Here is a 23,671-nt window from a genome sequence, read left to right on the forward strand (position 1 = left end):
ATTCACGAAAGGAACGTGTCCGCTCATGCGATTCATCACTTCAGACCGGGTGACTTTGGTGTACTCGGATCACGGCCAAGGACCAGCTGTGGTGCTATTAGCTGGTTTCGGTTTGGCGAAAGAAATTTGGCGTGCCCAAATCCCGGTACTAGTCGCGGCAGGTTATCGCGTGATTAATCTTGATAGTCGTGGTCAAGGCCAGTCACAACGGACGCAGACCGGGCAATCGTTGAAGCGCCGAGCCCGAGACGCACATGAACTGATGACGTTTTTAGGGCTTCAACGTCCCGTTCTAGTGGGTCATTCACTCGGTGCGGCAACTTGGTTTGCATTTATTGCCGAATTTGGTGATCAAGAGGTGCGGGCCATCGTGGATGTTGATCAACCGCCAAGATTATTACCAGCACCAGGTTGGTCAACGGGACTTAAACCACTCGTTTGGTCAAAATTACCTCGCTATTGGCAGCGGCCGCTGGGCTATGCCGCTTTTAAGGCTATTGATGACGATACCGCTGCCTTAATTGACGCAACCGAAATAGTCGCGCCATTTTCTTCGCTATCGTTGTTACCACTTTTAATTGATCATTTAGACCATGACTGGCGCCAAGTCGTGCGTCAATTACAGGTGCCACTCTTGATTATTGCAGGTGCTGAATCCCCATTATTCAAGCCTGAGTTTGCAGCGATCACGGCGCAAATGACTGCGGCGGGGACTAGTGTTGTGATTCCACAAGCTGGTCATTTAGTGATGGCTGAACAAGCGACCGAATTTAACCGCATATTGCTCACATTTTTAACCAATTTATTGTAAATTAGCTGGGTCATTAAATGATTCAGTTTTTTTATTGGCGTTTAGTTGTATTTGTTAACTAAATATGTAATAATTTATTCGAATATATTTTAATAATTAGTTAGGCAAAAATGAGTTCTAAATGGGGGCAGCTTATGTCGATTCATAGTAATAATTTTTATTCCAATACATTGCGACGTTCAGTAACGGTACAAGTGATTTTACCGGAGCCGCTTGATCCAGCCGGCAAGGTGGCCGCTGATTTCTGTAGTGGTCACCAACCATTACCAGTAATCTGGTTGTTACATGGCTTGGGGGGCGATGCAACGACTTGGATTCGGCAAACGGCGATTGAAACGCTCGCGACACAATATCGCGTGGCGGTCGTGATGCCACAAACAGAGCGTGGCTTTTATAATGATGTGCCACAAGGGCCGGCCTATTGGACGTTTATGACGGAAGAATTGCCGACGCGGATGCGGTTTATGTTTCCATTAAGCGCTGAACGCAATCAAAATTTTGTGGTAGGTAATTCAATGGGTGGCTATGGCGCGCTACGGTGGGCTTTGGCGATGCCAGATAAATTTGCGGCTGTGGCGGCCTTGTCACCGGTCACTGACTTGGCAAGTTTTCGTGTTAACCAAGCGGCGATCATGCCAGACTTTGATGGTGTGTTTGACAGTCAACATCTACATGATTCACCGGTCAGCTTGGACTACTTATTAGCTCGCTTACCAGATGCTGGGGCTGAGTTACGGGTATTGATGACGACGGGCAGTGAGGACATGCTACGACCTATGGATGTCGCTTTTAAGCCTAAATTAGCCGAACAATTTGGTGACCGATTCACCTGGAAAGAGTTACCTGGCCGGCATGATTGGCCATTATGGAATCAACAATTACCAATGGTGATGCATTGGCTGAGACAGGGAAGTTTTAAAACGATTTAAGTGTAAGCAGGTAATCCCATTTGAGGGGATTGCCTGTTTTTTTGTTTCACGTGAAACAATTATAGGAAGGATTGGCTGGTCACTGGATCGCGATGACTAATACAAAATACAGGCAACGCTTACAACGCCGTGAATTCAATGATTTTAGTGTTGCAAGTTGCAAGTGATATGCGGGATAATAGGGAGCGTATTAACAATCTAAAGGGGGACTTTAATTGACTGAAAAATATGGTGTTGGTTTAGATATTGGGAGTAATTCGATTGGTTGGACCGTAGTGGATGGCAATGGCCGGTTGAAGCGTGTTAAAGGTAAGGTAGCTATTGGTGCCCGATTATTCAAAGAAGGCCAAGCTGCGGCTGATCGTCGTGGGTATCGAACGACTCGTCGTCGGTTAAGTCGAGTCAAGTGGCGGTTACGATTACTTCGGGAAATATTTGATGAACCTATCAGTAAAATAGATCCTAATTTTTTTGCACGGCGCAAATATTCGGCAATTTCACCACGAGATTCTCAGTATGATGGTCTAGCTAAAACACTATTTAATAATCAGACGGACAAGGAATTTTATGATACATATCCAACAATTTATCATTTGCGCCAGGCACTAATGTCTGAAAAACGGCAATTTGATATTCGTGAAATCTATTTGGCTATTCATCATATTGTTAAACATCGGGGAAATTTCTTGCGTACAGGAAATGCGACTAATTATCAGACGGTTCCGCTAGACTTAGTCACCGCGTTTGCAAAAATCACCGATTTAATAGCCAGAATTAATCCTGAACTTGATTTAACGTTGACTAGTAACGTGATCCAAGCTGATCAGATCAAGGCAATTCTGTTGCGAAATGATTTGTCGCGGAGTGATCGGCAAAAACAAATTGTACCACTCATGTATCTGGCTACTGGCATGACCACCGATCAGAAAAAGCAGCAAAAGTCAGTTGTGAACGAATTAGCTAAAGCGCTGGCTGGGAATAAAGCAAATGTTGCAACGTTCACTATGACTGAAATCGATGTTGCTGAGAAAAAAGATTGGTCATTTGAAATGGGAAATCTGCAAGATGCATTACCAGTAATTGAATCTAAGCTGGAACCTTCAGCAATGGACTTACTAGAAACGGTGTCAGAGTTGTATTCAGCGATTAATTTGGCGCAATTAATTCCAGAAGGGTTAACCTTCTCACAGAGAATGATGGAAAAATATAACCAACATGCTAATGATTTGGTGTTACTGAAAGATTATGTGAAGAGTCAAGCAGATCGTGCGCGTGGACGTGAAATTCGTGCGACATATGATCAATATATAGCCGGTGAGAAAAGCAAAGCGATTACCCAAGACGAATTTTATCATCGATTGGGGAAATTTGTTAAGCAAGATTTGTTAACCAATACATTTGCAGCAAAGATTGATGCAGCGATGGCGAAAGAAGACTATTTACCCAAATTAAGAACTAAACAGAATGGGTCAATTCCTTATCAAGTTCAACAAAATGAACTTGACCAAATTATTGACAATCAAAAGCAGTATTATCCTTGGTTGGCAGAGAAGAATCCTGTAAAAAAACGCCAAGGTAAGTTTCCATATAAGTTGGACGAATTAGTTGGTTTTCGGATTCCTTACTATGTAGGCCCTCTGATTACGGCGGATGAGCAAGAAGCGAGCGCCAATGCTAAATTTGCTTGGATGGTCCGCAAAGAAGGTGGGTTAATTACGCCATGGAATTTTGATAAAAAGGTAGATCGTGAGGCGTCTGCTACCAGATTTATTCAACGGATGCAAACGACCGATACTTATTTAATTGGTGAAGAGGTCTTACCACAACAGAGTTTGATTTATCAGCGCTTTACCGTGTTGAACGAATTGAATAAGATTAAGATTGATGACTGGCCAATTACGCTAAAGCAGAAGCAGCGGTTGTATGAGCAAGTCTTTAAGAAGAAAAAAACTGTTAGTGTGAAAGATATTCAGCATAATTTGGTATCTGCTGGTGAATACCCGACGGCACCAAGTATCACTGGTTTGTCAGATCCTAAACGATTCAACAGTTCTTTATCAACTTATATTGATTATCAAAAAATCATGCCAACGGCCTTACTAGACTTAACTAAGCGTGCTGATATTGAAAAGATTATTTTATGGTCCACAATTTTTGAAGATACTGGTATTTTTATTACTAAGCTAGCTAGAATTACTTGGCTAACGGCTGATCAACGTAAGCAACTTAGCCATATTCGTTATCGAGGTTGGGGACAACTGTCGAAGAAACTTTTAACTGGGTTTGAGGATGATAATGGGCGAACGATTATTGAAGGACTATGGGAAACCAACCATAATTTCATGGAACTACGTAGTCAAGCGGAAGTTGCTAGCCAAATTACAGCTGCTAACAAACAAGATTTAGATGACGCTGATTTGAAAGATGCCATTAATGACTTATATACTTCGCCACAAAATAAGAAAGCCATTCGAGAGGTCATGCTAGTTTTGGCGGATATTAAACGAGCGATGCATGGTCAAGCACCTAGTTGGGTCTTCATTGAAGCAGCGCGTGGTGGCGGTCAAAAAGGTCGGCGAACGCAATCACGGGCGAGCCAAATACAGGCCGTGTATCAAGATTCTGCCAAGGAAATTGTGGATTCACAAGTCCAACAAGAGTTGAAGACAAAGATTAAAGATAAAGCCGAATTTAATGATCGTTTAGTTCTATACTTTATGCAAAATGGGCGTGATATTTATACTGGAAAATCAATTAATATTGACCGCTTATCAGAATATGACATCGATCATATATTGCCACAAGCACTAATTAAAGATGATTCACTTGATAATCGCGTGTTGACGGATGCTACGGGTAATCGTGAAAAGAATGATAGTTTTGCAATGGAAAGATTCGGCGATAAGATGGCTTGGCAGTGGCGCGAATGGCATAAAATGGGCCTGATTTCTAGCCGAAAATTGCGCCACTTAACCATGCGATCAACTGATATTGATAAATATGCTGTTGGCTTTGTTAATCGCCAATTAGTTGAAACTCGCCAAATTATCAAGTTGGTTACTAGTTTAATTGATACAACGTATCCAGAGACAACCATTGTTTCAGTTAAGGCTAATTTGACACATCAATTCCGCGTTGCGTTTGATTTCCCAAAATTACGGGAAGTAAATAATTATCATCATGCGTTTGACGCCTATTTAACAGCTTTCTTGGGGACTTATTTATTGAAACGTTATCCAAAGCTGGAACGGTTCTTTGTCTATGGAAAGTTTGCTAAGTTACCAATTAATATGAAGCACTTCAATATCATTCGATCGTTGGAAAAGGCCCAGGAGCCAATTGTTGTTCCGGAAACGGGTGAAGTAATTTGGAATAAGACTAGTGATCTAGCGATGTTTGAAAAAATCTACAATTTTAAACGAATCCTAGTTAATCGAGAAATCTTTGAAAACCGTGGGGCCATGTTTAACCAAACACTCTATAAAGCAAGTGATAATAATTCTAAGAAACTAATCCCAAAGAAGGATGGTTTTGATACGGCTATATATGGTGGGTATTCTGGTGGTACACCAGCGTATTTAGCGATTGTTAAGGTCACAAAGAAGAATAGTGTTGAATACAGGATAATTGGCGTACCAACGTTGATGATTGTTAAGATAAATAGATTAAAAAGTAGAGGCTTCTCCGAAAAACATGCTTTAACGGAACTACTAGAATCTAAATTTCAAAAGGTAAATAAGAGGACGGGTAATGTTCAAACCAGTGACTATGAAGTTGTATTACCACATGTAAAATTTGAACAGGTAATACGAGATGACGTTAAAGGTGCAACTCATAGATTCTCACTTGGAACTAGTACAGATTATCATAATATACAAGAGTTAATTTTACCATTGAAGTTTCAGCGGAAATTGAATAAAAATACTAAGTCAGCAGCAGATTTAGATGACGTTTTTGATAGAATCATTAATCAAGTGCAAGATTATTTCCAACTTTTTGAGAATCGGAGTTTTAGAGAAAAATTGTTGTCTAGCAATACTAAATTTAAAAAACTCGTTAATATCAGCGATAAATTCAGTGTGTTAAATGAAATATGTAAGACATTGCATGCTAATGCTTCAAACGGTGATTTGAGTTTGTTAGGGTTGGGCACTGGTTTTGGAAGAACGATGCTATCGGGTGGTATAAAACTTTCAGCAGATGCAGAAATTATTTATCAGTCACCAACTGGGCTATTTGAACGAAAAGTAGCACTGAAGGATTTGTAGAAAAAAAGATGCCACCGTAAAAACGGTGACATCGCAATACATATGTAGTGGGTCGAATACGACCTCAAAAGGTGAAACTTGGCATGAATGCCTTGTTTGATCTTGACGCTAGTAGTCATATCAATAAGGTTAAAAATTGATACAAGTGCAGTTTAGCATGGAAGTTTAGAAAGTGCAAGGGGGTTTTAATTATGGGATGGCGAAACATTGTGATTACGCAACATGCTAAAGTCATGTATTCGATGAATCGTTTGATCATTCAAACGGATCAGGATAAGTATACTGTACCGGTTGGAGATATTCAGTTGCTAATGCTGGAAACGACACAGGCAGTTATTACAACTGGGGCTGTTTGTGCATTGGCGGAAGAGCACGCTAAAGTAATTTTTACGGACCATCAAGGAAATCCAGTGTCTGAAACAACGGATTATTACCCAACTCGTCGAACTGCGGATCTGATTCGACGTCAAGTTGCTTGGCCAGAGCGTCGAATTGCGAATCTTTGGACTAAAAATATTGGCAGCAAGATTCAAAATCAAATCCAAGTTGTTGATTTCAACAAGCTTGAGTCACAATCGTTAGTTGATGAGTTGGATAAGTTGGAACTCAATGATATTACTAATCGAGAGGCGGTGGTCGCAAATAAATATTTCACTATACTATTTGGTTCTGAGTTTTATCGGCGTGATTTTAATCCAGTCAATGCGGCGCTCAATTATGGCTATGCCATCTTATTATCGCTGGTGAACCGCGCTGTGGTTGCAAATGGATATTTAACTTGTATTGGAATTCATCATGTAAATAATGAAAACGAGTTTAACCTTGGATCAGATTTAATGGAACCGTTCCGGCCAATTATTGATCAATGGGTAAGCCAGCAACATTTTGATGAATTTACCCAAAATATTAAGATTGGTTTGGTTTCATTGCTAAGTGTTCAACTAGTTTTTAATGGTCGTGAACAAATCCTGAGTAACGCAATTAAGGAACATGTTGCTAACTGTTTGCACTTTTTAAGTGGCGAAACGGATGAAATTCAGATTGAGGTGATAATTCCTAATGAGGTATCGAGTCATGCGATTAATGGTCATGTTTGATCTTCCTGTTGAAACGTCTGAAGAACGACGATCTTATCGAAGGTTTAGAAAAGCATTGATTAAAGAAGGCTTTTTGATGATGCAATATTCGGTGTATGTTCGAATCTGTCCCAATAAGAAGACGGCGGGTTTCATTGAAAAACGCATTACACCGTTAGCGCCGCCTGGTGGTAAGGTCCAGACGATGACGGTTACGGAAAAACAGTATCAAGCAATGCATTACATTGTCGGTGAGCCTAGTGGTGATATTTTAAATTCGGCGGAAAGGACGATTATCATATGAATCTTACATACTATCCTTTTGAGCCATTTAAGATAGTGCCCAACAAGGTTAATATTCTTGATGTTGGTAATAGTAAAATGTATTTTGATATTTGTCGTGGCTTTTCAGATTCGGCAGATACGATTAAAATTAGTAATGATGATTTAGAAATACAAGATTGTGGAAAACAATGTAGCTGGTATGGTGACTTAATGTTCTCAGTTGATTTAAACAAGTTATTTATGCGCAAGATTCAACAACGTTTGATGGCATTGATGACTGATGAACAACAAGTAGCGCTGTTAGATCGGGGTCGTGAAGTCATATCTGGTGTAACGGATATTAGTTTTCTAATGGATTTACCTTTGGAAGTCAGTTCATTACCAGATATTGAAAAAATCATGAAGTTTGTGGGCCTTAGTTTTCCAGCCGAATTGACAGGTAATCCGTATGCTATACTGGAGACGCTAATTCAGACACATGTGGAACTTGGAATCAAAAAACAACTAGTTTTAACGAATATTAGTCACTATATTAGTAAAAAGCAGTTTTCCGATTTAAGTCAGTTAGTCAGTGATTTAAATGTAACAATTATTAACATTGAATTCTCAGAAATCAACAGAGTAGAAAAGTTCGTGGATGCTCACTATTACTACGTTGATGAGGATTTTATGGATTGGCGTAGCAAGGGTTAATTAGATCCTTATGTGAAAATGACGGTCTTGAATAGTAGTCATATCAATAAGGTTAAGAACCGGTGCTTGAGAATTGCCAAGCGCCGTCATGTCTTGAATAGTAGTCATATCAATAAGGTTAAGAACAACACTTGAATCAGTTTATAATATTGTTTAGTCTTGAATAGTAGTCATATCAATAAGGTTAAGAACCACCAACCACGTGAGAAGAGTTAATCTGTTGTCTTGAATAGTAGTCATATCAATAAGGTTAAGAACTGCGCTATCTGCATGAGAATTTGCTTGATTGTCTTGAATAGTAGTCATATCAATAAGGTTAAGAACACCATCGTTCTCACTGCGGTCAATAATATTGTCTTGAATAGTAGTCATATCAATAAGGTTAAGAACTTGTTCAAATGATTATCGTATTAATTGGGGGTCTTGAATAGTAGTCATATCAATAAGGTTAAGAACAAATACCCATGACCGGCTGCAACCAGTCACGTCTTGAATAGTAGTCATATCAATAAGGTTAAGAACTTAAGTAAATGTTAATAATGTATAAATTATGTCTTGAATAGTAGTCATATCAATAAGGTTAAGAACATGCTTAACCAGCGGAATACCGCAATTCAGGTCTTGAATAGTAGTCATATCAATAAGGTTAAGAACGTTTCTCCTCCCACTCATCAAATGGGTATCGTCTTGAATAGTAGTCATATCAATAAGGTTAAGAACTTATTGTGCATGAAATTAATGGAGGTAAGTGTCTTGAATAGTAGTCATATCAATAAGGTTAAGAACCCAGCAGCCATTTGATTCACCCTCCTAAGTGTCTTGAATAGTAGTCATATCAATAAGGTTAAGAACTTAGATTCAATTTCAGCCATGCGCTCATTGGTCTTGAATAGTAGTCATATCAATAAGGTTAAGAACATACGGCATCGTCTTCCGTTGCATATTCGCGTCTTGAATAGTAGTCATATCAATAAGGTTAAGAACGAGTGATAATGGCAACGATGATTGCGGAACGTCTTGAATAGTAGTCATATCAATAAGGTTAAGAACGAATTTATTACCAAGCAATCTGGTTCGGTTGTCTTGAATAGTAGTCATATCAATAAGGTTAAGAACCATTACCACCTGTGTAACTACTCTTGATTAGTCTTGAATAGTAGTCATATCAATAAGGTTAAGAACATCTTCGGTCTTCACTTGATAGAATCCATCGTCTTGAATAGTAGTCATATCAATAAGGTTAAGAACTGGGGTACTGAAATAGGTTATGAAAATCCAGTCTTGAATAGTAGTCATATCAATAAGGTTAAGAACCAGACTTGGTAATCATCATGGCATTAGACTGTCTTGAATAGTAGTCATATCAATAAGGTTAAGAACAAAAGAGGTTGTTTAAATGAAGAAGCTTATGTCTTGAATAGTAGTCATATCAATAAGGTTAAGAACAAATAATTAGAGACTTCATCCAAATCACCAGTCTTGAATAGTAGTCATATCAATAAGGTTAAGAACTAGACTAATTAAAAAACTGAGGTAGTTACTGTCTTGAATAGTAGTCATATCAATAAGGTTAAGAACCGACGGGAACAGTGCCATGGGAACCCGACCGTCTTGAATAGTAGTCATATCAATAAGGTTAAGAACCAATCTGACGTTGAATTGGAACTAATCCACGTCTTGAATAGTAGTCATATCAATAAGGTTAAGAACACGGAAAGAAATATGTTGCTAAGGGTAAGAGTCTTGAATAGTAGTCATATCAATAAGGTTAAGAACTCGGGCGACAGCTTATGGGCAATTGCTCAAGTCTTGAATAGTAGTCATATCAATAAGGTTAAGAACGGTCATTTTCCGGTAAAACTGTTCAAGATGCGTCTTGAATAGTAGTCATATCAATAAGGTTAAGAACCGTTCAAGCCGTCGCTGAGTCTGCTCTAGCGTCTTGAATAGTAGTCATATCAATAAGGTTAAGAACCCGGTAATACGTCAATAACATCTTTAGGACGTCTTGAATAGTAGTCATATCAATAAGGTTAAGAACACATATTATAGGTATGTTGTAAGTTTAGTAGTCTTGAATAGTAGTCATATCAATAAGGTTAAGAACAATTGCATTTTGATACTTATGAATATTTATGTCTTGAATAGTAGTCATATCAATAAGGTTAAGAACTACAATGTCAATCACCTTATAACGACATACGTCTTGAATAGTAGTCATATCAATAAGGTTAAGAACAACGGTGTTGATTGGTTGGTCCCCATTAGGGTCTTGAATAGTAGTCATATCAATAAGGTTAAGAACCTGTTTGATTTAACAAGTTTTGCATTTGGAAGTCTTGAATAGTAGTCATATCAATAAGGTTAAGAACCATCTTCGGACAGTATGCGTGGCTTAGTAAGTCTTGAATAGTAGTCATATCAATAAGGTTAAGAACCCCCGGTCCCCGACCTCGCAGCGTCGCTGGGTCTTGAATAGTAGTCATATCAATAAGGTTAAGAACGCTTAGATGGTGGCCGCGGCCGCGGGTCAAGTCTTGAATAGTAGTCATATCAATAAGGTTAAGAACTTAATTTGTTCAACATTAAAAGAAGGCATTGTCTTGAATAATAGTCATATCAATAAGGTTAAGAACTGACCATATACGAATGCTGATGGTAAAACCGTCTTGAATAGTAGTCATATCAATAAGGTTAAGAACTCAGCGTCTAAGTAAAGCGCATAATAAGTAGTCTTGAATAGTAGTCATATCAATAAGGTTAAGAACATCAAGATGAAGGATAACGAAATGGCCGCCGTCTTGAATAGTAGTCATATCAATAAGGTTAAGAACCAGTCTGTAACATTAGCGATAGTACGTCTTGTCTTGAATAGTAGTCATATCAATAAGGTTAAGAACTAATTTCAGTTGGTAAATCTTTAGGCATGTGTCTTGAATAGTAGTCATATCAATAAGGTTAAGAACGATTTTTTGGTTGCTCTATAAGCAAAGCCGGTCTTGAATATTAGTTATATTAATAAGATTAAGAATCGAACTTCCTCATACTAATGGTGGGGTACAGTCTTGAATAGTAGTCATAAGCGTATCAATAAGACAGCACTTATCTTACAGGTGCCGTTTTCTGAATAGCAATCCAATGTAAACGAAAACCCGCTAAAACTCAGTCTATTCACTGAGCCCAGCGGGTTTTAGCTTGCGTCTGTTAGCCTAAAGCTTCATCACGATCAATAAATCTGAATCGGATAAATTTTCCAATTTCAGTCACAATTAGCACAATAATTCCGGCGATGATTGGGATTCCCCAACCGTACCAAAAGTTGATGCTAGTCGTGTGGAAGACGGATTGCATGAATGGTAGGTAAATAATCCCCAACTGCAATACAATCAGAATTCCAATGATATAAAACGCCATCTTATTTTGGAAGAAGTACTTGGAAATGACTGGATGGTCGTTTCGCAAGTTGAAAAGATAGAAAATTTTCCCAAAAATGATGATGTTCAAGGACATCGTACTACCAACGACGTTTGGCAATCCAATGGCGGTCAGGTAGTCGTAAGCGAAGATACCTAAGCCTGAAATTAACAGGGAGACATAGACGATTTCGAAGGAGTCTAATTTGGACAATAAGCCAGCTTTAACGTTTCGTGGGCCACGCGCCATGATACCGGCCTCGGGTGGTTCGAAGATAAACGCAAACTGGATGGTTAACGCGGAAACCATGTTAATCCAGAGCAATTGTGTTGGGTAGAGTGGTAACTCATGTCCCATCAAAATACTGATGATGACCACTAAGCCTTCAGCAAAACTGGTTGGTAGCAAGAACCGAATCGTTTTCCGAATATTATCGAAAACGTGGCGGCCTTCGCGTACCGCTGCGACGATGTCCGCAAAGTCATCGTCGGCAAGCACCATATCAGCCGATTCTTTGGCAACTTCGGTTCCTTTAATCCCCATGGCGACCCCAATATCAGCTTGTTTTAAAGCGGGCGCATCGTTGACACCATCACCTGTCATCGAAACAACATGATCATTAGCCTGTTGTGCACGGACAATCCGCAATTTATTAGCAGGAGTTGCACGGGCAAAGACGTTATAGTCGTCGATTTGAGCTTTCAATTGGTCGTCATCTAGGGCATCAATTTCTGGGCCAGAGATGGCTTTAACATGAGGCGCCAGATTTAACTTGTTCGCAATGGCCATCGCCGTATCTGGATGGTCACCGGTAATCATCTTAACCTCAACACCAGCTTTACGAAGCTCAGCAATGGCTGTCGCCGCTTCTTCACGCGGCGGGTCAATGATACCGACCATCCCAGCTAACTCTAGGCCACCGATTTGCTTGGCATCAATCGTGTCAACACTGTTATCGACGACCTGATAGGCGAGGGCCACCACGCGCAAGCCTTCTGCGGTTAAATCGCTCATAGCCTGTTCCCAGTAGTCGGGATCATGTGCTTGGTCGGTCAAACGTAGCACGGTCGCGGGCGAACCTTTGACCATTAGCAAACGTTGACCGTCCATGTCAGCGAGTCGTGCAGAAAAACGGAAGGCTGAATCAAATGGCAATGAATCAATTTCCGCGACTTCCGGATCGTGACCGGTCATTTTACGATAGAGGGTGGTTAAAGCGCCATCCGTTGGTTCACCGGTCAATTCCCAGCGATTATTTTCAAAATGAAGTTCCGCATCGGTAGTTTGACCAGCGATGTTAACTAGCCAGGCCATACTCTTATCTTGATGCCAGTCAACTGTTTTACCGTTGAGCTTTAAGGCACCTTCGAAGTTGACGCCACCATTATCATCGTAGCCAACGCCCGTCACATCAAAGAAATGGTGCGGTGTCACGACTTTGGTCACTGTCATTTCATTTTTCGTTAAGGTCCCAGTTTTATCGGTATTAACGATATCGACGGCGCCCAACGTTTCGACGGCTGGTAGTGACTTCACGATGACATTTTTCTTAGTCATTTGTCGTGTCCCCATCGCCAAGACGACTGAGGTACTAGCTGGCAGACCTTCAGGCATTGAACCAACGACCATTGTAATGACGGCAATCAACAAGGTTGGCAAGCTATAGGTATCCATAAACATACCGAGAATGAATAGCAACACGGCGGCGACCACGATGGCGATTGACAACCCAAACCCTAAGGAGTTCAAGTTACGCATTAGTGGCGTTGGTTTATTTTTAACTTCACCCACGGATTGTTGAATGTGGCCAATTTCCGTTTCCTCGGCGGTCGCGGTGACAATGCCATAGCCAGAGCCGCTCGTTACCGCGGTTGAAGCGTAGACCATGTTTAAACGATCCGCTAAAGCCAGTTTGGTTGCCGGCATCGGTTCTTCGATCTTTTCCACGGCATTGGTTTCACCGGTTAGGACGGATTCTTGCACGCTCAAGTTATCAGCGGCAATTAAGCGCATATCGGCGGGGACCGCGTCTCCAGCTTCTAAATTAACTAAGTCTCCAACGACTAAATCGCGGGCATCGACTTCGAGCTTTTTCCCATCACGGATAACGAAATTTTTTGAGATCAGCATTTCGCGAATCCGCTCCAAAGCATTGCCAGCTTGACGTTCTTGCACATAGCCAATAATGGCGTTTGCAATGATGACCAAGCCAATAACGATGGAATCGGAATACCGCTGCATGAAAAAGGTCATAATGGCAGCGGCCGCTAAAATATAAATAATACTGTTATTAAACTGCTTGATGAACTGAATGAAGCGTGAAACCCGCTTGGTCTCAAGTTCATTCCGACCGTCTTGTTGTAAACGGTGCTCAGCTTCAGCTGCAGATAGCCCGTTTTCCGGGTCGGTCTGGTACTTAGTTGCTAAAGCTGGTTCATCAAGCTGCCACAAATTAGGGTCATCGGGGGGCATGGCGTCTTGTTCGGCTGTTTCATTTTGAGCCGACTGCTGGGTGTTATCATCTATCATTAAAAAAATCACTCCTGTTTATCATTATTAGTTTCTAACGGTTTGGTTCGGTAAAATCTCGGCGTTTATTCCGAATTAAAGAGGCCAATTTCGCCACATCCCTTCCAGGTTCTTTTATTGTTAATTATTATTATAAACGAATATTATTAACTCATGTTATAAAAATGTTTGACATTTTTATTACGGATTATTACTTTGGTTGCAATAGCATATCAGATTTCCAACCGGAAGTCGCTGTTAGCGATTGATGAAAACGTTTAACTTAATTAAATTGGAGGCACCATATTGACTAAAATTGAGATACGATATTCGACAAAAGCCGATTTGCCAGGATTATTTGCAATTGATCAGCGGATTTGGACGACAGAAAATAGTCCGGGTCCCATCTTGGCACGGACTTTAAGTGATTATGCAAGCAATTATCCGGTCGGTAGTCAGCTGGTAGCGGTCGCTGATCAACAAGTACTCGGCATGATTTCGTGGAATCCATTACCACCGTTTACTTCTGCTCGATATACTTGGGATATTGGGATTGGTGTTTCGCCGGATGCTCAGCATCAGGGTGTTGGACACCGCTTAATGACTGAATTAAAGTCGGAAGCTAAACGGCATGGTATTCACCGGATTGAATTGCGGGTGCTATCAACGAATACTGTTGCACGTCAGTTTTATGCGCAACAAGGATTCCAAGTGGAGGGGGTTAACCGTGATGCCTTCTTCTTGGCTGGAAAATTTGTGGATGATTATGGCTTGGCTTATTTAATGGCTTAATGAGTTTTGAAAAACAGTTTAAAAAGTGGCTCGCTTCACGACTGACGTCTCATCGTGTTGCGAGCCACTTTTGTTTCACGTGAAACAGCGACATAACCAATCATGAAATGAGGAACACTTAGTAATGGCATTCCTTTAAAAAATTCATTTCCCGAATTGCCAAATCAAGTGCAATGCTTAGCTGAGATGAGCCAACCAAGGAGTTATACTTTTTAGTTTAATTCAAATGGTATGGTGAGAAGAGTTCAAAGATTTCACTGGCTCTTAGATAATTCAAGAATTTTCTAAGCTTGTGATTGAGAGCCTCTTAGACCTTAGCAATATAGTCATCGTCAAAGGCTCTCATGAAATTGTCTTTGGACATGAACGCACGAATAAGGCCATTCTGGTTCTCATTAATACCTCGTTCCCAAGGTGAGTATGGGTGAGCAAAGTAGATTTGAGTATCCTTGACTTAGTTCAATAAGGCAAACTTATTGCCATTGTCAAAAGTGATGGAATGAAATTTGTCAATGATGGTTTGAAGCGTTTTACGACAGGTCTCAGCGTGATAATCAGGAATTTTTACAATGATATCATAACGGGTCAAACGATCAGTTAAAGTCATAATGGCAGGTTCACTGGCGATTCACTTACCTTTGACTAGGTCGTCCTCCCAATCACCAATCGTCGTTCGTTCGTCAATAGAAGTGCCCGAGGCCTTCTTATTCAGATATTGGTGAGCTTTTGGTAAACCGTAAAGTAAAAGTAGTCCTTAGTCGATGTACAGTGGATGTTGAAGGACAAGACTTGTCGAAATATTGATGTTGAGAGCGATGAATAAAAATATCGATACTATCTGAACAGATCTGTACCTTAAGAGACTTACAAAGCATTGTGAAGAAGAGCTGACAACGATTCAACAAACCGTTGGTATGGCAGTTTGACCGATTCTTTTTACGAATTATTTGACCGAAGTCAGCGTAGAGCCTGAATCTGGCCTCTTTCTTCAGCTGAGAGTTGTTGGTAGTGGCAAGTAGTGATAAGATTTGATTGGGTCATGGAGAATCCTCTTTCTTTATTCGGCGATGTTTAAAGTATAGGTCTCCGTGACCTTTTTGTGTAATCATACCAGGTTGTTGTGCTTTAATTTTAAATCCGAGACTTAGAATTGAGATAATTAAGTGAAGAATAACCATGAAAGGAGTGGATAAAATGCTTAGCTTAGCTGTTTGTGACGATAATGAAAATGATCTAGAGTTTATAAAAACTAATATTAACGCGTAGTGCTAGTTCCGTAATATTTCTAGTGAAGCACTAATTTATGCTAAGTCCGCTTTTACCTTGAGCTAGATTGCTATGAACCTTGATAATGTTCCATAAAAATAGTGCCGCTAATCGGCTACCTAGGCCGATTAGCGTTCGGGTTCCAGGATGTTCAAAATGGCCAACGATATTCAAATTATTAAAACCTGTTTCAATATATCGTCGTTGATTTTTTAGAAATGAGGAATTTATATGATCTGTTTTCCTCATGTTCTTTCGCAGTGGAAACCAGAAGTTGATTCCTTGTGATTTTAATCGTTCTTGAAGCTTCCGGCTCAAGTATCCGCCGTCTGCTAAGACTTGATGAGCCGGTGCTTCTCGTAAAAGCTCTTCAACTGGTTTTCTATCATCAACGTTTGCTGGTGTCAGTTCCCAGTTCACAAAATAACCGTCATTATCCATCACCGCATGTAGCTTGAAGCCATAATAATATAGTTGCTTGGTTGCGTTATAGCCTTTATGAGCTACACCTCGTAAGACTTTTGCTTGATTACTTCGTCTTGCTGAGACCAAAGTGATTGGGGCACTATCAATGATTTCATAAGTGCTGCCATGCCGATATCGCTTCAATAGATACTGACGGATCAACTTCATTATTTGAAGAAGGTCGCGACACCGACGATTGTAACGACTTCGTTCTGGAACAACCACTCCGGAAGCCGCCAAAGTTTGATGGAAGTGGGTTTCTGAAGGGTCACGTAACGCTATTCGCGCAAGCATACAAGCGATAATCGTGACGTCATTAACTTTTAGTTGACGATAATTTTGACGAAAACGAAATCTTTTTGGCAATAGTTGGTAAATTGGTGTAATTATTTTGATGAATTCTTGGACGGTTGCTTGAATTAAATTGAATTTTGGGATAGCTTTAAGGAGGCCTTGCATTTACGGTTCTTCTTTCTGGGTTTAGTCACCTTAGAAGCTACCGCAAATGCGGGCTTTTTGCATATAATTTGATTTAATCAATGAACTATCCGACAAATGTTACAAGACTAGCACTACGCGTTAATATTAATAAATTCTCTATTGAAAACAACATTGATTTTAAAACTAATTACTTTAAAAGTATTAATTCTTTCAATTCATTTTTAAATAATACAGAGCTATTGGGAATAATTCTAATTTTTGATGTTCAACTTGGTTCTAGAAATGGCATTAATGAAGCTACTAGATTAAGGGAAAAATACGGTGCAAAAATCCAGAGTGTAATTTTTGTATCTAGTTATCCGGATTTTGTGTTTTCTTCATTTCAAGCACACCCGGATGCTTATTTATGTAAACCCATTGAATATAGCAATTTTAACAAGACATTATTAAAAATAATGAAAAATGTAACCTCTGGAATATCTGAACAAAAAAACATTCTAATCAAAGATGCCTTAAATGGTGATACTAAAATAATTCCGGAAAATCAGATAATTTCCATACAGGTAGCCGATTCGTATGATAGGTCAGTTAATATTTACACTGCCAGTAAGATTGTAATTACACACGATCGATTAAATAACTTATACCAAAAGTTAGATAGGAAATACTTTTTCCAACTTTCTAGGTCAATAATAATTAATTTAAAATGGATTAGTTCAGTTAATAAAAATTACGTAAAAATGAATGGGAATAATGAATGCGCTTTACCTATACCAAGATTTAAAAAGAAGCCTTTATTAGAAAAACTAGATAATCTTGTTTTAGTAAGGATGAATGAAAATGACTAAAATTATGTATTTAATACTTATGATTTCATCCATTGCTCAAGTAATAGTATTAATTAATTTTTTAGATGCTGTATTTCTTCGTAAAAAATTTCCCATAATTGTTTATCTATCATTTGTTATGACAAACGTCTTAATAGCTTTTTCTTCAACTATTTTTTTTATCAGGCCTCTAATAGCTGGTATTGGTACCATTGCAGGTTGGGCCGGATTATCTTATTTGTACAAAGGCTCATTAAAATCGAAGTTTCTGTATATATTGACCTTTTTTGTAATGAGTGCAATTTTAGAATCAATTAGTTTATATATTTTGGGAATTGGTAACGCCAATTTTATTAGCAAACTTGATAGAGTGCGTGCTTTTAGCATCACCACTATATTGTATGTTTGTGCCCTAATGATTTTTAAATACGTATTGCGCTGGGGCAACTCAAAAATGAAATTCAGGTCGAGCTGGTCGATATATTTGTTGCCAGTTTTTGGCTTGTGTTTTGATAGTATCGTATTCTACAGAAAAGATATTTACACGACATCTTTACAAGCAGTAGTTATAATAGGCTCTTTGTTGCTGTCCCTAGACGCCATTTTCTTAGTTAATAAGTTTGATAAAAAGTATTTTGAACTGCAAAAATATGCAACCTTAAACAAGCTATTTAAAATGCAGCAAAAAAAATTACGTGTGCTAACTAAGTACGAAGAAGCACTTTCAATTGAAGTTCACAAAAGTGATGAAATGCTGCTTAAATTATATTCAGCTATTAATGTAAACAACAACTCACTTGCTTTGGATTTAATTGAAGAAAGATTATTAGAGCTGAATACTAACTTGGTGAAAGTTAGCAATCCACAAAGGCAGATAACTAAAGATTTACTTATTGACCATATATATGAGATATGTGCTAAAAATAAAATTGATTTTATCAATGATACTCAACTTAAACATACCCTTAAAAAAATTAGTATAAAGGATCAAGTAGCATTAATAAGCGTTATTTTTTCATATGCTCTAGAAGAGATACTAAATTCAACAGAAACAAATAAATATTTTAAGTTAAAAATCCATCAAAAAACAGAAATAACATTTATATTTGTTTCTTTTTCTATGAACGTTACGGATAAACAAATAAATAAAGCAAGATACATTGATTTCTCTCGTAAAAGCTATGCACTTCAGTATGTTGATGTAATGGTAAAAAAGCATTCAGGGCATATTAAATTAAAATTATCGAAAGAGTCATTTGGGATGTTAATAACATTATAATTATTTCACTACATGTTATGCATTCATATGAAAGGAAAATCTATGAGATACTTATCCATTGTTTTAGTTGACTTACTAATCAAGAATAGTCCTAGCTGGTGGGGAAAAAGAGGACTATTAGTTTATTCTTTTGAATTACTCTTAGATAGAATAACCATGTTTGGTTGTATAATTGTCTTTTCTATTTTAACTAATACAGTACTCGATGGAATGGTCGTATTTATTTCAATGACAATTTTTAGAAATCTTTTCCCGGGATTTCACTTCAAACATTTTTTTACTTGCATAATTTTTTCACTGTCCTTATTCTATCTAGCTGTGGGAATGGTAGTCTTTGCACCAGATATTCTTTTGATGAAACTACTATATGTATTGTTTGTTTTTGACATTGGTGTATTACTCTTTATAAAGATAAAACAAAACTACGTTAAAGTTATTTCATTTTGTATTCTATTCCTGATGATATCTATCGCATATTTATATTATTCACTTGTGCCTTATTTATTTTTGATTAGTTTATCACTATGTTACTCACTACTGATGTTTTTGTTTAACATCAGTATGGTGAAACGCAGTTCAGAACAAAAGTAGTGCTGTTGACAGCACTACTTTTTTTTGTCATAAAAATTCATTTACTATAAGGTTATAAAGTTTGAAGGAAGGTGATATTAATGTTAGGAAAATTAAAACATAATGTACTTCAATTATCGCTAAGACTTGCAGCAAATTCATTGTGTGTATGGTTTGCCTACACACCCCAAAAGCCTGATGAGCTTAAAAAATATAACATTTGGAACAAGCAAGGTCATAAATAAGACAAGGCGGTGGATGAAATGTATAGGTTTTATCCATTATGGAAATTAACCACACTTAGAACGTATCGTATTAATGTCCATAGAAAAAAACTATCGCTAAATAATAGTTTTCCCTATTTACCCGATAATGTAATTGCATTTATTAGTATTTTATTAAGTAGTACAAATCTGGTTACTTCGATTTTGTTTCTTCCTGTCATGTTACTTATCATTTTAAAATACAATTACTTTGCGGTTGCAGTACCTATTTACTTAAGAATATGGACATTGATTCAAACAAAAAAAGTGTTTGAAAACACTACTGGACAGAATGCAACTAATAATAGTTTTTTTAATACGTCTAGGGAAAAATTTCTTCTACAAATTTTGAAATATATAGATGTTCAAACATTGACTATTTTATGTATTTTAGTCGTTTCATTTGGTGTGAAAGCGCTAATGTTAAAAAACATATATAGCTTGTTAGGTTTAGTATTTATCACATATTTACTCATAGTATTATTTTCAAAAGATGATTTTGCCTTAGTTCTAATTCCAATCACATTGAATTTTGTCCTTCTGATTTCCTTAAATAATCTTTTTTCGGAAATCATTTGGAATAATATATTAGATTTTAAAATATTTATGCAGCAAAATAGCGATCTGAAATTAAACTATTCTGAATTGTTTCAGATCTTTGTCTTATCAACAATTGCTATAGACTGTATCGTACACGTAATTATTGTTCTATATAAGCAACTAATAAAGAATCATTTGAATAAGATACCTAGGATTAAAAACAAAAAAATAAAAATACTCAGCGAAAGCGTTATTCAATATCGTAACTTTTTAAATACGTTATCTATTTCTGAATATTTTTCTAACTTTATTCCTATTCCCTCGCTCTTGGTTATAACATTAGCTTTCGTCGCTGAGTATCCACAAAAGCAAGTTTTATTTCCACTATTTCTTGGAGTAATAGGTTGTGCTACTAATGCACGAATAATTTTTAGAAACCCATATTTTTTTCAATACTTTAAAAGTAAAAAGGAACGGCAATTAAACACAAATAGTTTTTTCAGAATATATTTGGAAAAATTAGCTTTATTACTTTACAAGAACCAATTCTTTATTGTATATGGCACGGTTTTGTGTGCTCTAGCTTCTCATGGAAACATACATTTAAAAAATATTGCCATACTAATACTAGTATTGTTGGCTTCCATGATATTACCACTTTCAGAAAAAAGCATAATTATATATAACTATGCAGACATTAAAGATGATTATGCTGAATTAACCGGTGGCATTACAATATTGGCTTTTATTTTCGGCCTATTAACACTATGTTTTGTCATAATTGGAGTTTCACTTACGAATGCTACCTTTAAAACAAATACCCTAGTGTTAAATTACTTGATTATTTTCCTACTATTTGGCGGGCTACGAACATATTTAAATAATAAATTTCAGGTGGTGATCTAATTGAAAGCTTTTTATTATCTTTTTGTATTATTCTTGTTTGTTTTTCAAACTCACCTCATTTATAAAAACTATTTTTTATATCGATCAAAAAAAGGCAAGAAATATAAACTTTCATTGATTGTTTATGTGATCTCGTTAACCTGCACGGTTCTTGCAGGACTCGCGCTAGTGTTAAACATTTGATTTGAGGTGTGTATATGGGAAACAAGTTATCTATCTATTTAAGAAATGTGAGATATAAAAATAATAGTTTGGTCGTCCTGAAAACGATTGATATCAACATAAAAAATTTCGGGCTTTATCAAATCAAGGGACCTAACGGTGTTGGTAAAACGACATTCTTCAAGACTCTAAATGGTGAACTTTTCCCTGAAGAATCAAATATATGTATAAAAAATTCCAAAATTAATATTTTTAAATCTAATAGAATAATATTATTTGATAGTGACTTTACAGGGTATTTATATTTAACGCCACTAGAATATATAGAAATACTGGCCAGTGTATTTGGTCTAAATATAGATAAACCAGTTTTTGATTCCTTGTATAGATCTTCAGGGCTATCTGCTTATGAAAGCTATTTTATTAAGGATTTGTCTCAAGGTAATAAGCAGAAATTAGCCGCAATATTACCTTGTATTTTCAACCTTGAATTTATTTTGCTAGACGAATCGTTTGAACATATGGATACAGAATCTAAAGGGATATTTTTAAATTGGATTAAAAATAATAGAGCTGAAAAGTGGATTTTCGTTATTTCGCATAATGATACTTTTGATGAATTGGAACCAGCTACCCTTCTACTTAATAATAATGGGGAACTTACTTATGCTGAATAAATTCCCCTCAAAACTAAAGTATTTTGCCCTTTTAGTTCCGACTATATCATTTATAACAGGTATTCTGTATTCTATTGTCACTTCAAAATTTTTATCTCCCTCAACTAAGCCGGTTTTAGATGCTGAAGGGATATTGACTAACTTTATCGGGATATTTTCTCATAATCTTATAGTATATTTTTTGATTGTAATTTCTGGAATATCCATATATATCATAAATACCATTAGCATTTCATTCAATTTTTGGATTTTGGTGCTAGCGTAGCAAACCAAATTTTATCAAATAATCAACACGGACTACTTATTTATTCACATGCACTCTTTGAGGTTCCTGAGTTGATAATTTGTTACTATATTTCATTATGTTTTTCGTATCTAATATTATGCAAATTACGAAGTAATGATATCTACTTTTTTAAATCATTTAAGTCGGTAAATAAATTAATTCTTATTTCTATTTTACTTCTTTTAGCAGGAGCCTTTACAGAATCCATTATATTGAATTTAACCTAATTTGGAGGGAAATTATGAAAGTATCAGGAAAAAACAAAATTTTGAAAATATCAAGTATCATCTTGTTGCTAGTTTATGGAATAGTAAGTTGGGTCTCGTCCAATAGAATTATGCAAAGTAAAGAACTGGCTAACAGTGGCTTATCAATTGAAAATGGGCATACTGCAATAGTAATTAAAAGCATATCTGTCAGTTGGTTAATTGGTAGCTTTTTGATGGGGCTAGTTATTGTGTATCTAATTTTAAGATGGCTATTCCTACGCTTTATTGATCAAGGAGAATCAAAAAAAGCCTTTAGTAATATCTTTTTTCTAAATACAAATTTCAAACTCGTTTTTCTGATTGCTATTAATTTATTTAATATATCTGCTCTTTTGAAACCTTATGTAATTCTCTTAATCACAATTTTACTAGCGTTACTCTTGAATTTATATGTATTTCGAAATTTAAACACTGCAAAAAAATGGTTTGCGGTAATTCCGTTTGCACTTTCCTATGTAATTTAAAAATATATTTGAACACTGCAAAGTGATTATCATCAATATCTTGTCAGTGATAGTTAATTTGCAGTGCTCAAATTAATAAAACTGTTGGTAATTTGTCTTATTTGAAAGGAAAAGGTGATATTTATGTTAGCTGAACTTACAGGTGTTGGAATTAGTTCTGGAATTGCGGCAACAATTATTGATTGGATCAATGCGGGGTTAACGGTAGGTACTATTTTAACTTTAATTAGTGGTGTTGCATCAGGTGGCTCATGGCTTCTTGCCGGTGCTAAAACAGCACTTAAATCTGGTGGTAAAAAAGCTGCAATTGCTTGGTAAGAAATTAGTACTGTAACTTTTTAAACATTAATTTGGGTACTACTAATGAGCTTCACTTGGAAATGTTTTTTAATATTGACACGTGGAGCTCATTAGTGATTTTAAAAAAGGGAGATGACTTAATTGAACCTTTGGTACTTATTATTTGGTGATAATTCTGGT

At 37.1% G+C, this 23,671-nt stretch carries 17 protein-coding genes, 1 pseudogene and 1 CRISPR repeat array; of the genes and pseudogenes, 15 read left to right on the forward strand and 3 right to left on the reverse strand.

The window, feature by feature from the left end; all coding sequences use genetic code 11:
- The first annotated feature begins 25 nt into the window (after positions 1-25).
- The 6 genes from RA086_RS00410 (at position 26) to csn2 (ending at position 8,062) form a co-directional block, all read left to right on the forward strand.
- A complete protein-coding gene (locus tag RA086_RS00410) occupies positions 26-811 on the forward strand; it encodes an alpha/beta fold hydrolase (protein ID WP_308701957.1) in 786 nt (261 codons plus the stop codon).
- A gap of 134 nt (positions 812-945) precedes the next feature.
- A complete protein-coding gene (locus tag RA086_RS00415; protein WP_308701958.1) occupies positions 946-1,740 on the forward strand; it encodes an alpha/beta hydrolase in 795 nt (264 codons plus the stop codon).
- A gap of 215 nt (positions 1,741-1,955) precedes the next feature.
- Positions 1,956-6,008, forward strand: coding sequence for a type II CRISPR RNA-guided endonuclease Cas9 (cas9, locus tag RA086_RS00420; RefSeq protein ID WP_308701959.1), 4,053 nt, complete (start codon positions 1,956-1,958; stop codon positions 6,006-6,008).
- Positions 6,009-6,199: 191 nt separating this feature from the next.
- Positions 6,200-7,105, forward strand: coding sequence for a type II CRISPR-associated endonuclease Cas1 (cas1, locus tag RA086_RS00425; RefSeq protein WP_308701960.1), 906 nt, complete (start codon positions 6,200-6,202; stop codon positions 7,103-7,105).
- Complete coding sequence (cas2, locus tag RA086_RS00430; RefSeq protein ID WP_308701961.1) at positions 7,083-7,388, forward strand: CRISPR-associated endonuclease Cas2; 306 nt, start codon at positions 7,083-7,085, stop codon at positions 7,386-7,388. Before cas1 ends, cas2 begins: the two co-directional genes overlap by 23 nt.
- Entirely contained in the window at positions 7,385-8,062 is a 678-nt protein-coding gene (gene csn2 / locus RA086_RS00435; protein ID WP_308701962.1) for a type II-A CRISPR-associated protein Csn2, read from the forward strand. The genes cas2 and csn2 overlap by 4 nt, the downstream gene beginning before the upstream one ends.
- 24 nt (positions 8,063-8,086) lie before the next feature.
- Positions 8,087-11,094: a CRISPR direct-repeat array (repeat unit 36 nt; unit sequence GTCTTGAATAGTAGTCATATCAATAAGGTTAAGAAC).
- A 172-nt stretch (positions 11,095-11,266) separates the two neighbouring features.
- Here the strand turns inward: csn2 and RA086_RS00440 are convergent.
- Entirely contained in the window at positions 11,267-14,005 is a 2,739-nt protein-coding gene (locus RA086_RS00440; RefSeq protein ID WP_407659040.1) for a cation-transporting P-type ATPase, read from the reverse strand.
- Between the two features lie 285 nt (positions 14,006-14,290).
- Between RA086_RS00440 and RA086_RS00445 the strand changes: the two genes are divergently transcribed.
- Positions 14,291-14,776, forward strand: a complete 486-nt coding sequence (locus RA086_RS00445) for a GNAT family N-acetyltransferase (RefSeq protein WP_308701963.1) — start codon at positions 14,291-14,293, stop codon at positions 14,774-14,776.
- A 217-nt stretch (positions 14,777-14,993) separates the two neighbouring features.
- Here the strand turns inward: RA086_RS00445 and RA086_RS15995 are convergent.
- Together RA086_RS15995 and RA086_RS00450 are read right to left on the reverse strand one after the other, a co-directional pair.
- Positions 14,994-15,817 (reverse strand): annotated as a pseudogene (locus RA086_RS15995) (IS30 family transposase).
- Positions 15,818-16,072: 255 nt separating this feature from the next.
- Positions 16,073-16,966, reverse strand: coding sequence for an IS982 family transposase (locus RA086_RS00450; protein ID WP_308701964.1), 894 nt, complete (start codon positions 16,964-16,966; stop codon positions 16,073-16,075).
- A gap of 80 nt (positions 16,967-17,046) precedes the next feature.
- Here RA086_RS00450 and RA086_RS00455 point away from each other — a divergent pair, with 80 nt between their 5' ends.
- The 8 genes from RA086_RS00455 (at position 17,047) to RA086_RS00485 (ending at position 23,509) form a co-directional block, all read left to right on the forward strand.
- Complete coding sequence (locus tag RA086_RS00455) at positions 17,047-17,796, forward strand: LytR/AlgR family response regulator transcription factor (RefSeq protein ID WP_308701965.1); 750 nt, start codon at positions 17,047-17,049, stop codon at positions 17,794-17,796.
- Positions 17,789-19,054 carry a hypothetical protein gene (locus RA086_RS00460; protein WP_308701966.1) on the forward strand — a complete coding sequence of 422 codons (1,266 nt, stop codon included), beginning with the start codon at positions 17,789-17,791 and terminating at the stop codon, positions 19,052-19,054. Before RA086_RS00455 ends, RA086_RS00460 begins: the two co-directional genes overlap by 8 nt.
- A gap of 42 nt (positions 19,055-19,096) precedes the next feature.
- Positions 19,097-19,645, forward strand: coding sequence for an accessory gene regulator B family protein (locus tag RA086_RS15940; RefSeq protein WP_407659079.1), 549 nt, complete (start codon positions 19,097-19,099; stop codon positions 19,643-19,645).
- A gap of 80 nt (positions 19,646-19,725) precedes the next feature.
- On the forward strand, positions 19,726-19,869 hold the full coding sequence (locus tag RA086_RS00465) for a cyclic lactone autoinducer peptide (protein ID WP_308701967.1): 144 nt from the start codon (positions 19,726-19,728) through the stop codon (positions 19,867-19,869).
- Positions 19,870-19,887: 18 nt separating this feature from the next.
- The gene (locus RA086_RS00470) at positions 19,888-21,333 is read left to right on the forward strand and encodes a hypothetical protein (RefSeq protein ID WP_308701968.1); all 1,446 of its coding nucleotides are present in this window, start codon (positions 19,888-19,890) and stop codon (positions 21,331-21,333) included.
- A 197-nt stretch (positions 21,334-21,530) separates the two neighbouring features.
- On the forward strand, positions 21,531-22,172 hold the full coding sequence (locus tag RA086_RS00475) for an ATP-binding cassette domain-containing protein (RefSeq protein ID WP_308701969.1): 642 nt from the start codon (positions 21,531-21,533) through the stop codon (positions 22,170-22,172).
- Between the two features lie 527 nt (positions 22,173-22,699).
- Entirely contained in the window at positions 22,700-23,191 is a 492-nt protein-coding gene (locus RA086_RS00480) for a hypothetical protein (protein ID WP_308701970.1), read from the forward strand.
- Between the two features lie 123 nt (positions 23,192-23,314).
- Positions 23,315-23,509, forward strand: coding sequence for an uberolysin/carnocyclin family circular bacteriocin (locus RA086_RS00485; protein WP_308701971.1), 195 nt, complete (start codon positions 23,315-23,317; stop codon positions 23,507-23,509).
- Positions 23,510-23,671: the final 162 nt, after the last annotated feature.

It is taken from the genome of Lactiplantibacillus brownii (genome assembly GCF_031085375.1).
Taxonomy (GTDB): Bacteria; Bacillota; Bacilli; order Lactobacillales; family Lactobacillaceae; genus Lactiplantibacillus; species Lactiplantibacillus brownii.

Bases quoted from the DNA above. Each gene is read 5' to 3' on its own strand.
- csn2 (WP_308701962.1), top strand. From the start codon at position 7,385: ATGAATCTTACATACTATCCTTTTGAGCCATTTAAGATAGTGCCCAAC.
- RA086_RS00410 (WP_308701957.1), top strand. From the start codon at position 26: ATGCGATTCATCACTTCAGACCGGGTGACTTTGGTGTACTCGGATCAC.
- RA086_RS00480 (WP_308701970.1), top strand. From the start codon at position 22,700: ATGAAAGTATCAGGAAAAAACAAAATTTTGAAAATATCAAGTATCATC.
- RA086_RS00470 (WP_308701968.1), top strand. From the start codon at position 19,888: ATGTATAGGTTTTATCCATTATGGAAATTAACCACACTTAGAACGTAT.
- RA086_RS00475 (WP_308701969.1), top strand. From the start codon at position 21,531: ATGGGAAACAAGTTATCTATCTATTTAAGAAATGTGAGATATAAAAAT.
- cas2 (WP_308701961.1), top strand. From the start codon at position 7,083: ATGCGATTAATGGTCATGTTTGATCTTCCTGTTGAAACGTCTGAAGAA.
- cas1 (WP_308701960.1), top strand. From the start codon at position 6,200: ATGGGATGGCGAAACATTGTGATTACGCAACATGCTAAAGTCATGTAT.
- RA086_RS15940 (WP_407659079.1), top strand. From the start codon at position 19,097: ATGAGATACTTATCCATTGTTTTAGTTGACTTACTAATCAAGAATAGT.
- RA086_RS00465 (WP_308701967.1), top strand. From the start codon at position 19,726: ATGTTAGGAAAATTAAAACATAATGTACTTCAATTATCGCTAAGACTT.
- RA086_RS00450 (WP_308701964.1), bottom strand. From the start codon at position 16,966: ATGCAAGGCCTCCTTAAAGCTATCCCAAAATTCAATTTAATTCAAGCA.
- RA086_RS00460 (WP_308701966.1), top strand. From the start codon at position 17,789: ATGACTAAAATTATGTATTTAATACTTATGATTTCATCCATTGCTCAA.
- RA086_RS00415 (WP_308701958.1), top strand. From the start codon at position 946: ATGTCGATTCATAGTAATAATTTTTATTCCAATACATTGCGACGTTCA.
- RA086_RS00440 (WP_407659040.1), bottom strand. From the start codon at position 14,005: ATGATAGATGATAACACCCAGCAGTCGGCTCAAAATGAAACAGCCGAA.
- RA086_RS00485 (WP_308701971.1), top strand. From the start codon at position 23,315: ATGTTAGCTGAACTTACAGGTGTTGGAATTAGTTCTGGAATTGCGGCA.
- RA086_RS00455 (WP_308701965.1), top strand. From the start codon at position 17,047: ATGAACTATCCGACAAATGTTACAAGACTAGCACTACGCGTTAATATT.